Origin of the sequence: Pyxidicoccus fallax, from assembly GCF_012933655.1 — a bacterium.
GTDB classification, from domain to species: domain Bacteria; phylum Myxococcota; class Myxococcia; order Myxococcales; family Myxococcaceae; genus Myxococcus; species Myxococcus fallax.
The window spans coordinates 13,126-26,311 of the sequence record NZ_JABBJJ010000081.1 but is presented as its reverse complement, the minus strand read 5'-3'; the positions used below and the strand labels follow the sequence as shown (position 1 = coordinate 26,311).

General features: G+C 72.3%; 9 protein-coding genes and 1 pseudogene. 5 read left to right on the top strand and 5 right to left on the bottom strand.

Going from position 1 to position 13,186, the window contains the following annotated elements; all coding sequences use genetic code 11:
* Positions 1–3: 3 nt before the first annotated feature.
* The 4 genes from HG543_RS18785 to HG543_RS18770 form a co-directional block, all read right to left on the bottom strand.
* Positions 4–3,141, bottom strand: coding sequence for a GAF domain-containing protein (locus HG543_RS18785; protein WP_169346174.1), 3,138 nt, complete (start codon positions 3,139–3,141; stop codon positions 4–6).
* Positions 3,142–3,288: 147 nt separating this feature from the next.
* Positions 3,289–5,613 (bottom strand): xanthine dehydrogenase family protein molybdopterin-binding subunit, encoded by a 2,325-nt coding sequence (locus HG543_RS18780; protein ID WP_169346173.1) that lies wholly within the window; start codon positions 5,611–5,613, stop codon positions 3,289–3,291.
* Positions 5,610–6,080: a (2Fe-2S)-binding protein gene (locus tag HG543_RS18775; protein WP_169346172.1), complete on the bottom strand. Its 471-nt coding sequence runs from the start codon at positions 6,078–6,080 to the stop codon at positions 5,610–5,612. Before HG543_RS18775 ends, HG543_RS18780 begins: the two co-directional genes overlap by 4 nt.
* Positions 6,073–6,921, bottom strand: a complete 849-nt coding sequence (locus tag HG543_RS18770) for an FAD binding domain-containing protein (protein WP_169346171.1) — start codon at positions 6,919–6,921, stop codon at positions 6,073–6,075. Before HG543_RS18770 ends, HG543_RS18775 begins: the two co-directional genes overlap by 8 nt.
* A 285-nt stretch (positions 6,922–7,206) precedes the next feature.
* On the opposite strand from HG543_RS18770, the gene HG543_RS18765 reads away from it, so the two are divergent.
* The 5 genes and pseudogenes from HG543_RS18765 to HG543_RS18740 all read left to right on the top strand — a co-directional run bounded on the left by HG543_RS18765 (position 7,207) and on the right by HG543_RS18740 (position 11,309).
* A complete protein-coding gene (locus HG543_RS18765; protein ID WP_169346170.1) occupies positions 7,207–7,614 on the top strand; it encodes a hypothetical protein in 408 nt (135 codons plus the stop codon).
* 236 nt (positions 7,615–7,850) lie between these two features.
* Positions 7,851–8,144: pseudogene (locus HG543_RS18755) on the top strand (acyl-CoA dehydrogenase C-terminal domain-containing protein); the annotation flags it as partial.
* 109 nt (positions 8,145–8,253) lie between these two features.
* Positions 8,254–9,063, top strand: coding sequence for a hypothetical protein (locus HG543_RS18750; RefSeq protein ID WP_169346169.1), 810 nt, complete (start codon positions 8,254–8,256; stop codon positions 9,061–9,063).
* A 155-nt stretch (positions 9,064–9,218) separates the two neighbouring features.
* Complete coding sequence (locus HG543_RS18745) at positions 9,219–9,926, top strand: hypothetical protein (protein ID WP_246357144.1); 708 nt, start codon at positions 9,219–9,221, stop codon at positions 9,924–9,926.
* A 168-nt stretch (positions 9,927–10,094) separates the two neighbouring features.
* Positions 10,095–11,309 (top strand): DUF1615 family protein, encoded by a 1,215-nt coding sequence (locus tag HG543_RS18740; protein ID WP_169346168.1) that lies wholly within the window; start codon positions 10,095–10,097, stop codon positions 11,307–11,309.
* Between the two features lie 21 nt (positions 11,310–11,330).
* Here the strand turns inward: HG543_RS18740 and HG543_RS18735 are convergent, their stop codons facing one another.
* Positions 11,331–12,962: a fibronectin type III domain-containing protein gene (locus tag HG543_RS18735; protein WP_246357143.1), complete on the bottom strand. Its 1,632-nt coding sequence runs from the start codon at positions 12,960–12,962 to the stop codon at positions 11,331–11,333.
* Positions 12,963–13,186: the final 224 nt, after the last annotated feature.

Genomic DNA, 13,186 nt, shown 5'->3' with positions numbered 1-13,186 from the left:
TCTCTACGCTCCCGGGGTGGACGGCGCGGCCGGCAGGGTGAACCAGAAGGTCGTCCCCTGCCCCTGCTGGGACTCCACACCGATGCGGCCACCGTGACGCTCGATGATTTTCTTGCAGATGGCCAGCCCGATGCCCGTGCCCGGGTACTCTTCCTTGGCGTGCAGGCGCTGGAAGATGATGAAGATGCGGTCGAAGTACTGCGGGTCGATGCCGATGCCCCGGTCCTTCACCGCGAAGCGGACCTCCGTGCCCCGCTGCTCGCCGGAGACCTCCACGTGAGGCGGCGCCGCGCCATGGAACTTGAGCGCGTTGCCGATGAGGTTCTGGAACACCTGGGCCAGCTGCGTCTCGTCCGCGAACACCTGCGGCAGGGCGCCCGACAGCACCGTGGCCCCGGTCTCCTGGATGGAGGCTTGGAGGTTGGCCTTCGCCCGCTCCAGCGCCCGAACGGCGTCCACCGGCTTCGGCTCGCGGCCGCGCGTGCCCACGCGTGAATAGGCGAGCAGGTCCTGGATGAGCCGCTGCATGCGGGTGACGCCGTCCACGGCGTAGTGGATGAACTCGTCCGCGTCCGCGTCCAGCTTGCCCCGGTACCGGCGGCCCAGGAGCTGCGTGTAGCTGGCCACCATGCGCAGGGGCTCCTGCAGGTCGTGCGACGCCACGTAGGCGAACTGCTGCAGCTCCTCGTTGGAGCGCGCCAGCTCCTGCGCGTGCTGCTTGAGGGCCTCCTCGGCGCGGCGGCGCTCCACGCCCTGGGCGATGGCGTCCGCCACCGCGGCCAGCGCCGCCACCGCGTCCTCGTTCAGCGACTGGCGGTTGTAGACGCCGAGCACGCCCACCAGCTCGTCGCGCACCAGCAGGGGGATGCCCGAGAAGGCGCGGCACCCCGTCTCCCGCACCCACGCGAGGTCCAGCAGGCGCGCGTCCTCCTCCAGGTCATCCACCCAGACCTGCTCGCGCGTGCGGGCCACCGCGCCCGGCAGCCCCTGCTCGAAGGTGAGCCGGGCCCACCTGTCACGGGGCAGGGCCGAGGGGCCCGCGTTGCCCGCCAGCTCCAGCAGGTCCGCGCCGCGCACGTGCAGCCACAGCCGCGCCGCGTTCGCGCTCAGGTGTCTCGCCAGGGCCTCCGCGCAGGCCTGGAGGATGTCGGGCACGGTGCCCTCGCGCGACAGCGCCTGGCTCACCTCGGCGCGCAGGGCCTCCAGCCGGCGGGCGGCCTTCTCGCGGTCCAGCCGGCGGGCGCTCTCCTCGGCGCGGCGCTGGACGGTGATGTCCGTGTTGGTGCCCACCCACTCGCGCACGCTGCCGTCCGCGTTGAAGACGGGCACGCCGCGCACGCGCGTGGGGGAGTAGCTGCCGTCCGGGCGGCGCAGCCGGTACTCCACCTCGTAGTGGGTCCGCTGCGCCACGGCGTCGCGCCAGACCCGGGCCGCCATCTCCCGGTCCTCCGGGTGGACGGCGTCCAGCCACCCGTGGCCCCGCCACTCCTCGTACGTCTGCCCGGTGAAGGCGCGCCAGGAGGGGCTGTCCTCCACCACGTCGCCATTCGGCTGCGTCACCCACACGGCCTGCGCGGAGGCGGTGACGAGCGAGCGGAAGCGCTGCTCCATCCGCCGCGCGTCCTGGAAGAGGCGCGCGTTGTCCAGCGCCACCGCCGCCTGCGAGGCCACGCCCTCCACCAGGCGCGCGTGCTCGGCGGTGAAGCGCCCCGGCTCCGGGTGTCCGAAGAAGAGCCCGCCCAGGATGGCGCCCGAGCGGCTCACCACCGACACGGCGAGGTAGCTGCACACCGGCAGGTGCCCCGGAGGCATGCCGTGGTAGGGCGCGCTCTTCCCGTAGTGCGGGTGCTTCTTCACGTCGTCCAGCAGCACGGTGCCCTCGCCCCGGAAGGTGGGGCCGAAGACGGCGGTGGCGCGCGGCATGGGGAACTTCGCGAAGGCCTCGCGCGGCGCGCCGGACAGCGTGTACAGCATGTACGACTCGCCCCGCTCGTCCACCAGGTTCTCGAAGAAGGCACCGAAGGCGGCGCCCGTGAGGGCCACCGTCTCGTCGGTGATGCGCTGCACGAGCTTCGTCGCGTCCAGCTCGGAGGCCAGCGAGCCGCCGATGCGCATCAGCGTCTCGGCGACGCGCCGCTCCTTCTCGCTGCGCCGCAGCGCCTCCTGCGCATCGCGGAACAGGCGCGCGTTGTCCACCGCCAGGGCGGCGCGCGAGGCGAGCTGCTCGGCCAGCGGCATGTCCGCGGCGGAGTAGCGCCGGCCGGACTCGGCGCTGACGAGCATGAGCGCGCCCAGGGTGCGCCCGCGCGCCGTCAAGGGCAACACCAGCGCCGAGCGCAGCCCCAATTCGCGCGCGATGCGCAGGTGCTCCGCGTCGTACGTGCCGGACTCGAGCATCTCGTCGGTAATCTCCGGCACCAGCCTCGGCTGGCCCGCGCGGATGACGGCGAGCACTCCGTACTCATCCTCGGGCTTCGGCGGGTAGCGCAGCCGCAGCTCCTCGGCCCAGCGCACCTTGGCCGGGTCCACGTGCGCCACGCCCACCTGCCGGGTGGTGCCATCCGCCTCGGCGATTTCGATGGTGCACCAGTCCGCCAGGGACGGCACCGCCAGCCGCGTCAGCGCCACCAGCGTGGCCTCGTAGTCCAGCTGCGAGGAGGACAGCAGCGAGCTGGCCTCATCCAGCAGGCGCATGGCGTCCGCGGCGCGCCGCTGGTCGTCGATGTCCGTGCAGGTGCCGAACCACCGGACGATATGGCCGCTCTCGTCGCGCACCGGGCGGGCGCGGCCGAGGAACCAGCGCCACACTCCGTCATGCCGGCGGCAGCGGTACTCCACCTCGTAGGGCTCGCCGGTGCGCAGGGCCTCGGCCCAGCGCCGCCCGGCCTCTTCCAAATCATCCGGGTGGAAGGCCAGGCGCCATCCCGGGCCCACCGACTGCTCGGGTGTCAGGCCGGTGTAATCGTACCAGGGCTGGTTGTAGTACTCGTGGTAGCCGTCGGGCCGCGTCAGCCAGATGAGCTGGGGAATGCTCTCGGAAATCTGACGGAAGAGGTCTCCCGCGGGGAGATTGGCCAATGCGGTGGGCGCCGGGGGTTCCTCCGGCGGGCCGGCCGGAGGGCTGGGGAGGGGGTGCGTCATGGGAGGCACCCGACGTTAACAGCGCGTCCGGGCCGCTCCCTTTCGACGGAGAGCAGCCTTTCCAGCAGCCGACAATCGTCCCCGAGGGCAGTCCCCCCACCGGGCGGCCGGGCGGCCCTACGCCCTTCCGCCACCCGGTGGCGCCTGTCAGTGGCCTCCTTGTGTCTCGCGGGCCAGCAGCTCCCGCAGCACGCGCTCGCCGGTGGCCGGTATCCGCCGGATGTTCGCGCCCGTGGCGTGGCGGATGGCGTTGCAGATGGCGGGGGCCACGCCCACGAGGCTGACCTCCGCGACGCCCTTGGCGCCGAAGGGCCCGGGCCCGGCGGGGTGCTCCAAGAGGACGGAGTGGATGGCGCGGGGCACGTCCAGCGCGCCGGGCACCTTGTAGCCGCCCATGGTGGGGTTGAGGAGGTGGCCCTCCTTCCACAGCAGCTCCTCCGTCAGCGCGTAGCCCAGGCCCTGGACGAAGCCGCCCTGAATCTGCCCTTCCGCGGCGGCGGGGTTGATGACGCGGCCCACGTCGTGGACGCTCCACGCCTCCAGCACCTCGACGTGGCCCGTCAGCTCGTCCACCTCCACCTCGGCCACCTGCGCGGCGAACACGAAGAAGCCATTGCCCATGGACGTCAGCCCCTCGACGTGCGTCCTCTGCGTGTCGAGCTGCCACGCGGGGAACAGCCAGCGCGCGGAGGCGAGGATGGGGCCTCCGGCGACGTAGAGCGCGTACCCGGAGATGGCGCCGAAGGAGACGGACGTCCCGGGCTCGCCGCGCACGCCCACGTGGCCGCCGGGCCGCAGCTCCAGTTGCTGGACGGGGCGCTGGAGCATCGCGCTCGCGTGCTCGAAGAGCTGCTCGCGGACCTGCTCGCACGCCTGGGTGATGACGTGGCCCACGGTGAACGTCGTGCGGGTGCCGCCGGTGCACCAGTCGTAGGGAGACGTGTCCGTGTCGGGGCGGCTGAAGTGGAGCTGGCTCAGCGGCACGCCCAGGGCGCCCGCCGCCACCTGCGCGAGCGCGGTGTCCGAACCCTGCCCCGTGTCCACCGCGCCGGTGCTCACGTTGACGGAGCCGTCCTCGTTGATGCGCACGGTGGCGCTGGAGCCCAGCAGCCCGGAGACGTGGGCCACGGCCGCCATGCCAATGCCTCGCCGCTTCCCGGGAGCCGGGGGCGCGCGCTGCCGGCGCCGCTGCCAGTCCGACACCTCGCGGGCGCGCTCCAGGCAGGCGTGCAGCGTGCCGCTCTCCACCGGCGCGCCGCCCAGCCACTTCTCGCCCGTCTCCAGCGCGTTGCGCAGCCGCAATTCGATGGGGTCCATCCCCAGCGCCTCGGCGAGCCGGTCCACCTGCACCTCGCTGGCGAAGTGGATTTGCGGGTTGCCGAAGCCACGGAACGCTCCGGCGCGCAGCTTGTTGGTGTAGACGCACCAGCACTCCACGTCGACGTGGGGGATGCGATACGGCCCGCGCGCGAAGTAGCTGCCGATGTTGGCGACGAAGGGTCCGTCGTCCGCGTAGGCCCCGGTGTCGAAGTAGATGCGCACCTGGCGCGCGAGGATGCGTCCGTCCCGCGTGGCGCCCGTGCGCATGTGGATGCGCGCTCCGTGGCGCGAGCGCATCATCGTCATGTCGTCGGTGCGGGAGAAGGTCATCTTCACCGGCGCCCCGGTGGCCAGCGCCAGCGCGGCGGTGATGGGCTGGTTGGTGGACTCCACCTTGCCGCCGAACGCGCCGCCCACGCGGGGCACCAGGACGCGGATGCGGGACATGGGCACCGCCAGCGCCTCGGCGGTGATGGCCTGCACCCGGAATGCGGTCTGCGTGGACGTGTGAAGGGTGATTCGGCCGGTGTCCGGGTCCACCTCCGCCAGCGTCGAGCACGGCTCCAGGTAGATGTGCTGCTGCGCGGGCGTCTCGTAGACGTCCTCGATGATGACGTCGCACTTCGCCCACGCCCCGTCCGGCTCGCCCTCGATGAGCCGGATGTGCGAGGCGGCGTTGGGGTGCCCGGGGCCTCGCGGCGCGTGGAGCACGGGCGCGTCCGGGCGCAGCGCCGCCTCGGCGTCGAAGACCGGGGGAAGGACCTCGTACTGGACGCGGATGAGCTCGAGCGCCCTGCGCGCCGTCGTCGGGTCCACCGCGGCGACGGCGGCCACGGGCTCACCCACGTAGCGCACCTTGCCGCGCGCGAGCAGCGGCTGGTCCTTGATGACGGCGCCGATGTCCACGGGCGGCAGGTCCTCGGCCGTGAGCACGGCGCGCACGCCGGGCAGCGCCTTCGCCAGCGAGGTGTCGTACGAGAGGATGCGCGCATGGGCATGCGGGCTGCCGAGCAGCACGCCATGCAGCATTCCGGGCACGCGCAGGTCATCCGTGTAGACGGCGCGCCCCGTCACCTTCTCGCGCGCGTCCGGCTTGGGCACGGAAGCGCCGACGACGTCGCCCACGGGCTCCGGCTTCGGGTGGCTGCTCATGGACGACCTCCCAGCGAGACGATGGCCTCCACCACGCGCGCGTAGCCCGAGCACCGGCACACGTTGCTGCCGAGCGCCTGCCGGACCTCCTCGGCGGTGGGGGATGGGTTGCGCTCCAGCAGCGCCTTCGCGGTGAGGACGATGCCGGACATGCAGAAGCCACACTGCACCGCGCCGTGCCGCACGAGCGCCCGCTGTACCGGATGCAGCTCGGCGCCCGTCTGCACGCCCTCGACGGTGGTGATGGCGCGGCCGCGCATCCTCACCGCCAGCGTCAGGCACGACAGCACGGGCACGCCGTCCACCAGCACGGTGCAGGCGCCGCAGTTGCCCTCGTCACAGCCACGCCGGGTGCCCGTGGCGCGCACGTCCTCGCGCAGCACGTCCAGCAGCGTGCGCTCCGGGGCCACGGTGAGCGCGTGCTCCGCGCCGTTGAGGCAGAGGGAAAGGGAGACCTTGTCAGACATGGGCATGCTCCCGGGCCTGGGACAGGGCGCGGCCGAGCAGGCGGGGAATCAGCATGCGCCGGTACTCCGCCGAGCCGCGGACATCATCGAGGGGCGTGGCGGCGCGGACGAGGAGCCGTCCCGCCTCGGCCACGTCCGCCTCCTCCAGCCGGGTGCCCACGAGCCGCTGGTCCGCCGCGTCCACGTGGAGCGGCACTGGCCCGCTGGCCCCCACCACGACGCGCGCCTGCCGGCACGTGTCGCCGTCCATGACGAGCACCAGCGAGAGGGACACCGTCGGGTAGTCCGACGACACGCGGCTGAAGCGCAGGTGGTGGCCCACGGCGCCGTCGGTGCCCCGGGGGATGAAGACGCGGGTGACCAGCTCCCCGCGCTGGAGCGACGTGCGGAAGCCGTCCACGAGGAGTGACTCGACGGGAACGAGGCGCCGGCCACCGGGGCCCGCGACCTCCGCCCGCGCCGAGGCGGCGACGAGGGCCGCGGGCAGCTCCGTGTGTGGGTCCGCCAGGCACACGGAACCTCCGAGCGTGGCCATGTTGCGGATGGCCGGGTGCGCGAGCTGCCCCGCCGCGCTCCGCACGACGGCCATGGCCCCGCGCAGGCGCGGCTCGGCCGCCACCCCGCGGTGTGTGCACATGGCCCCGAGCCACAGCCCGTCCCCGGTCTCCGTGATGTCGGACAGCTCCGGGATGCGGTGCAGGCTGACCAGCATCCCGGGCGCGACCCGGCCCGCGTTCATCATCGCCACCAGCGAGGCACCGCCGGCGAGGCAGCGCGCATCGTCATGGGCGGCGAGGAGCGCGAGCCCCTCCTCCACCGTTTCCGGCTCCGCGTATCTCATCGCGTCACCCCCTGAGCGTGGCTACAAGTGTAACAGGGAACACCGTCAGGCGGACGAGCGGGCGTGCGCTCCTCTCCCTCCCCTTTCAGCCTCCAGGCAGCCAGGGGCCGAGCGCTCCCTACATGGCGGATCGGCCCGGCGGCATCACCTTTCCGGAGCGGATGTGCCTGCACGGAGTGCCTGCATCCGGGGGGGAGTGGCGGTTCCATGTGGAGTCCATCGTTCCGGAGCCCGAGTCGTTCGTCCTGGCGAGCGCGCTTCCGGAAGCGCCCACGCGCCGGGTTCATGAACCAGCGCACGGCCGCGGTCACCCTCGCGGTGCTGCGGGTCCTCTCTCCACGCCACAAGTCGTACGGCCTGCCCCTCATCCGCAGGCGGAGTACGACACGGAACCTGGCCTTCGCCACCCTGGGCAGCGCGACGTTGCGGCTGTTGCGGTTGCGTCTGGCGGAATACACGCGGCGCGCCAGGGGGCTGGCCCGTCTGCGGGCCCGCGCGAGCAGTGCGCTGCGCGAGCCGGTGGAGGCGACGCTCGCGGTGGCGATGCTCGGCGCGCTGGCCCTGCCGCTGCTGGTGGAGCCCGCTCCAGCAGGGGCTCCCGAGCGCGCACGCGGAGCGGACAAGCGCTCGGCATACAATGGTGGAGAGAACGGGGGCGCGATCGACTTCGAAGCACCCATCGCGTCCTGGTAGCGCTCCTGTTAACACCCGGGGCATGACCGCGCCCCGCCCCAATCCGCTGCTGTCGGACCGCGACGTGGACTTCCAGCTCTACGAGGTGCTGGATGCGGCGTCACTGTGCGCGCTGCCCGACTTCTCGGAGCACTCGCGCGACACCTTCGACCTGCTGCTGGACAGCACCCGCCGTTTCGCGCGCGAGGTGCTCTACCCCACCTACCGTCCCATGGACGCGGAGCCGCCGGTGCCAGGTGGCGGAGCTCGGCGCGCACGGCATGAATGGCGAGGTGGAGCTGATGCTGCGCCACAGCGCGGACTTCCTGGACCTGTTCAGCGTCTTCGCGGTGGCGTGGCGCTGGCTGGCCCAGGCCGCGGCGGCGAAGGAGGGCCTCGCGCGGGGCGGCGGCGACCGCGACTTCCACGAGGGCAAGCTGGCGGCGGCCCAGTACTGGTTCGCCACGGAACTGCCGCGCGTGCCGCTGCTCATCCAGCTCTGCCGGACCGGCGAGGACTCCTACGCCCGCATGCGCCCGGAGTGGTTCTGAGCGGGTGCTTCACTCCAAGTGAGCCACCGGCCGCACGCCGGTCCGGGCCCCCGGGCCTGTGACTCACGATTCCCCTGCACGGATATTTGGTGCACGTAAGATGTGAAGCGTGACGGTTTCTTTTCACCTGTGCCAACCCGGCGGTGGGGCGTCATGTGGCGCCTGCTGCGGCCTCTACAACTTCCGGGACCACTCGCGCGAGGCGCTGACGGAGCAGCTCGCGATGCAGACGGAGCGGCTGCGGCGGACGCCGTGGGAGCTCTCCGCCTGGCATGAGGCGGCGCGCGAGCTCATCGCGGTGCGGCGCGCGGCGCCGATGTTCTCCGCGGTGCGGGTGTGCCCGCTGCTGGGCTTCCTGGACAAGGACCGCAAGCAGGTGGGCTGCCTGGGGCACCCGCTGGTGACGGGCGGCGTGGACCTGCGGGACTGCGGCGTCTACCGCGCGTCGGTGTGTGAGACCTTCACCTGTCCGTCCTTCGGCTGGCTCACGGACGCGCAGGCGCGGCTGGTGCAGGCGGCGTGCGCGGACTGGTACCTGTACGGGCTGGTCATCACCGACGTGGAGTTCGTGCGCGGCTGCCTGCGGCTCATCGAGTGGGAGCTGGGCGGGCCGGCGAAGCCGGAGGTGCTGGTGGACAAGCCCGAGGTGCTCGCGGCGGTGCGGAAGCTCTTCGCGCTGAAGGAGACGGCCCCGCGGCGGGACTCGAAGGCCACTGTCTTCGGACGCTTCAGCCGCGACACGGATGGCGAGCCGGTACCGCGAACGGTGGACTACATGAAGCTGGGCGTGCGCGCGGCCCCGGAGGACGACGTCGTGCTGTGCCTGGGCTACACGCCGGGCGACGCCACGGAGCTGATGGCCGCGCGCGAGCTGGTGCGCACGCACGTCAAGGCCGTGGCGCGACTGCTCCCCACGTGAGCGCCACCATCGTCCGTCCGCCACCGCACAGTCCCGTGTCCCACTGTCCACCCGCCAGCGTGTGACGGCGGACACCCCTCCCCTCCTGGCAACCGAGCACGCAGCTTGCAGCCACAGGTCGCGAAGCAGCACGGATGGGAACGCGAGGTGGACGGATGGGTAGTCGATGGGCGTGGGTGGGAATGGTGGGTCTCTGCGCGTTGACGTCGGGTTGCCGTGAGCGTGGAGAAGGTGAGGCTCGCGTCGAGCCGCGCGCGGAAGCGCCGGCGAACCCGGGCTTCGTGCCCGCGGGTCCGGTGGCGGCTGTCCCGGCGCAGCCGCCGGTGGCCCAGAACACGGCGGCTCCCGCGGGCGCGCCCGAGCAGCGGGCTCCGGCCACGAGCACTCCGGTGCGTGAGCCGGTCCAGGGTGGCACTGCCGCCGCTCCGGCGGGCACGGGCACCACGGCCGCGGCTCCGGCGGGGACGGGCGCCACGGCGGCGGCTCCCGCGCGGGGTGGGCGGGTGATGATTGGCTACGAGGCGGTGCAGGCCCGCGACGACGAGGCGTGGCACCTGGGCGCGGCGCGCGCGGCGCAGGAGGCCGCGACGGGCGGCTCCGGCAAGGCGGGCAGCTCGCTCGACGAGGTGGTCATCGCCTCCAGCACGGTGAGCGGGCGCGTCACCCGCGTGGGGAAGAACGCCATCACCGTGCGCGACAGGGAGGGCGGCGTCTACGAGCTGCAGCTCGACGCGCGCAGCCGGGGCCTGCGCCAGGGCCGCAAGGTGTCGCTGCGGCGCATCGAGGAGGGCACGCCGGTGCGCGCTCGCTTCGACCTCGTGGGTGGCCGCACCGTCGCGCGCGACGTGCAGATTCGCCGCTGAGTCGCTCTCCGGCGGTGTAGAGGGGCGTCATCACACATGACGTCCCGTGTCACTGAATGGACCCGGCCGCCCGCCCGTCGAGGGAACGGGCGGCGCCGGGAGGATGGCGCCGCGCCGGCTGTTCCACTCTCCGACGAAGTCGGGGCGGACCGTCCCGGAGGCGAGCACATGGAGGAACCCGAACCGGGGCGGACCCAGGCACGACGGCGGAGCCGTGGCAGGTTCGCCGCGCTCTGGGTGGCGTGTGTCCTGGCCGCGTGCGGCCCGCGCAAGGCGCCGGAGCCGTCGGTGCCGCCTCCGCCCCGCCTGAGCGCGGCGCAGGTGGCGAGGCTGCTCCCGCAGAAGGTGGAGGACCGCGAGGGCTGGGCCCGGGACATCCTCGCCGCGCTGGAGGCGGAGGAGATTGCCCCCTCCCCGCCCGCGGTGTGCTCGGTGATTGCCGTCATCGAGCAGGAGTCCGGCTTCAAGTCGGACCCGGCGGTGGCGGGCCTGCCAGCGATGGTGCGAAGCCGGCTGGAGGCACATGCCGACAAGCTGGGGCCCCTGGGCCGCAAGGCGCTCTCCTCCGTGCTGGAGGGTAGGTCACCGGGGCAGAAGCGGACCTTCGACGAGCGGCTGCGCACGGTGCGCACCGAGCGGGATTTGGACCGCCTCTTCCGCGACATCCTCGCGTACTACGAGGACGAGTACCCGAAGACCTACGCGATGGCGGAGATGGCCAGCCACATCTTCGCCTCCGGGAGTCTGGAGGACCTCAACCCCATCACCACCGCGGGCTCCATGCAGGTGAGCGTGCGGTACGCCATGGAGAAGGAAGGCGAGGACGCGGACCCGGTGGAGGTGCGCGAGTCGCTGTACACGCGCGCCGGAGGCGTGCGCTACGGCACCGCGCGGCTGTTGGACTACGAGGCCTCCTACCCCGAGCCCCTCTTTCGCTTCGCCGACTACAACGCGGGCCTGTACGCCTCGCGCAACGCGGCGCTCCAGGTCCAGGTGACGCGCCTCACGGGCATCTCCCTGGTGCCGGACGGCGACCTCCAGCTCTACGACAAGAACGGCGAACCGCTCGACGAGGACAGCAACTCCCTGAAGGCGCTGCTCGCCTTCCGCAAGCGCTACGTGCCGGAGGAGCTGAGCGAGCGGCAGGTGCGCCGCGACGTGCGCAAGGAGAAGGAGCTGGACTTCGAGTCCACCGACACCTTCCGCGCGGTGAAGCGCGTCTACGCGCGGGAGACGGGCGAGACGCCCGCCTACGCCCAGCTCCCGCAGGTGACGCTCAAGAGTCCCAAGCTGAAGGGGGAGCGCACCACCGCGTGGTTCGCGCGCTCGGTGGACGCGCGCTTCCAGAGGTGCCAGGCCCGCTACCGCGACATGGCGAAGTAGCGGGCCTTTGGGCCTCACGGACTACGGCGTGGTGAACAGGGAGCTGACGGCCTCCGCGTAGTAGAAGGGCAGCGGCTCGCCGAAGACGAACGGCTTGCGCTCCACGTCGTACCCGGGCGAGACCACGGCCGCCACGCGCACGAAGTAGGTGCCTCCCGGCGCCAGCGTCCCGGGCGGCACCCGCACCTGCGTGGCCGAGCCGGGCGCGTAGAGCCGGCGGTAGATGCCGGCGGTGGGGAACCCGTCCGGGCTCTCGACCCGGTAGAAGCTCACCTGGTACGCGCTGGGCGACCCGAGCGACGGAGCCCGCCAGGAGATGACGGGGCTGGCCGAGCCCACCTCACGCGGCACGCTCGCGGGCACCCCGTCGATGCTCAGTTCCCGGGGCGGCGACACGCGCGGCTCGACGGGCCCCGCGACGAGGTTGTCCAGCCGGTCGTACGTCACCACGGAGCCCGTCACGTAGAACGCGGTCCCGGTGCCGTCCGGAATCGTCTGGAGGGTGCGGAACGAGTGCTGCGCCATGGCCACCATGTCCCAGCTCGAGGGGTAGGGGTTGCCGTACGTCAGCCGGCGCGTGAAGTCCTGCGTGGAGACACCCCGGGGAAGCTGCAGCGAGAGCAACTCACCCGAGTAGCCCACCCAGCCGTGCTGCAGGCCGTGCGCGGCGGGCGTGACGTAGAACGAGGGGATGGAGGGCGTGGCCGAGGGGTGCACGTCGGTGGCGAGCGCCGCGTACCGGGGCAGCCGCCACTCGATGGGGAACTCTCCCATGCGCACCGGCTGCATCACGCCGGTGATGGGCAGGGAGGTGACGCCGTCTGGCGTGAAGTCGAAGGCGCCCATCTCCACGCTGCGCACCACGGTGGTATACGCCAACGCGCCGCCGTCCGGCAGAGTGCCCGCGTCCATGGGGCTGAGCTGGTTGACGACGAGCCGGTCCCCCTTGTCCGCCTCGAAGACGGGGATGAAGCCGGTGCCGGACCACAGGTTCGCGTTGGCGGAGACGATGTTCGTGTGCCCCTCATAGGGCATGTCGAAGACATCCACGCCGCCGTAGAGGTCCACCTGGCGCGAGGCGACCTGCAGCGAGGAGCCGGGCAGCGAGGAGCCCTGCCACGGCGCCCACGGCGCCAGGTTCACGAGGTTGACCTGCACGGGCGTCTCGTAGATTTCGCTGAACACGGTGTCCGCGCGGCCCAACCGGTTGTTGCCGACGTCCACGTGCCGCTCGTCGGTGACGACGTGCGTGGTGCCCGCGCGCAGGTAGTACGGGCCGGAGGGCACGCCGGTGAACTGGATGCCGCCGTCGGTGGCCGTGCCGAGGATGCGGGTGAACGTCGCGCCGTTGGGGACGAGCACCTCGTACGCGCCGGTGGACATCGGCTCGGACCGCTCCACCACGCCCGTGGCGGTGATGAAGCGGGTGGTGTTCGTCACGAAGACGGTGTCGCCCGTGGGAGTGCCGCCGTCGGGCGCACAGCCCTCGGCCAGCGGCTCGCCCATCCACGTGCCGTCGCCCGTGTTCGGATTGTCGCTGTTCTTCACCGGCGACTGACCGGTGTCCGGCGACGGAGAGGTGCCGGGCTCGCCGCCAGCGCAGCCGAGCCACGTGGCACACACGGGTGCCAGCAGGAAGGAAAGGTGACGCATTTGCATGAGGAATCCCCCGGGGAAATGGCAAGGGTGGGAAACCCTACCGGGGGCCTCTGACGTCGCCTGGTGAGCAACCTGACAGTGACGGAGTCACTGTTGCAATTCCACACACCGAATGCGTACCGCCCGCCCGGAGCATTGTGGACCGGCGGTACGCGGAGGGATTCAGCGCTTCGCGGTGTACGGCGGGGCGAGCTGCCTCCGCACTTCGGGTGCGCCCC

Bases quoted from the DNA above. Each gene is read 5' to 3' on its own strand.
- HG543_RS18770 (WP_169346171.1), bottom strand. From the start codon at position 6,921: ATGAGATACGCGGAGCCGGAAACGGTGGAGGAGGGGCTCGCGCTCCTC.
- HG543_RS18765 (WP_169346170.1), top strand. From the start codon at position 7,207: ATGAACCAGCGCACGGCCGCGGTCACCCTCGCGGTGCTGCGGGTCCTC.
- HG543_RS18745 (WP_246357144.1), top strand. From the start codon at position 9,219: ATGGGTAGTCGATGGGCGTGGGTGGGAATGGTGGGTCTCTGCGCGTTG.
- HG543_RS18740 (WP_169346168.1), top strand. From the start codon at position 10,095: ATGGAGGAACCCGAACCGGGGCGGACCCAGGCACGACGGCGGAGCCGT.
- HG543_RS18780 (WP_169346173.1), bottom strand. From the start codon at position 5,613: ATGAGCAGCCACCCGAAGCCGGAGCCCGTGGGCGACGTCGTCGGCGCT.
- HG543_RS18785 (WP_169346174.1), bottom strand. From the start codon at position 3,141: ATGACGCACCCCCTCCCCAGCCCTCCGGCCGGCCCGCCGGAGGAACCC.
- HG543_RS18735 (WP_246357143.1), bottom strand. From the start codon at position 12,962: ATGCGTCACCTTTCCTTCCTGCTGGCACCCGTGTGTGCCACGTGGCTC.
- HG543_RS18775 (WP_169346172.1), bottom strand. From the start codon at position 6,080: ATGTCTGACAAGGTCTCCCTTTCCCTCTGCCTCAACGGCGCGGAGCAC.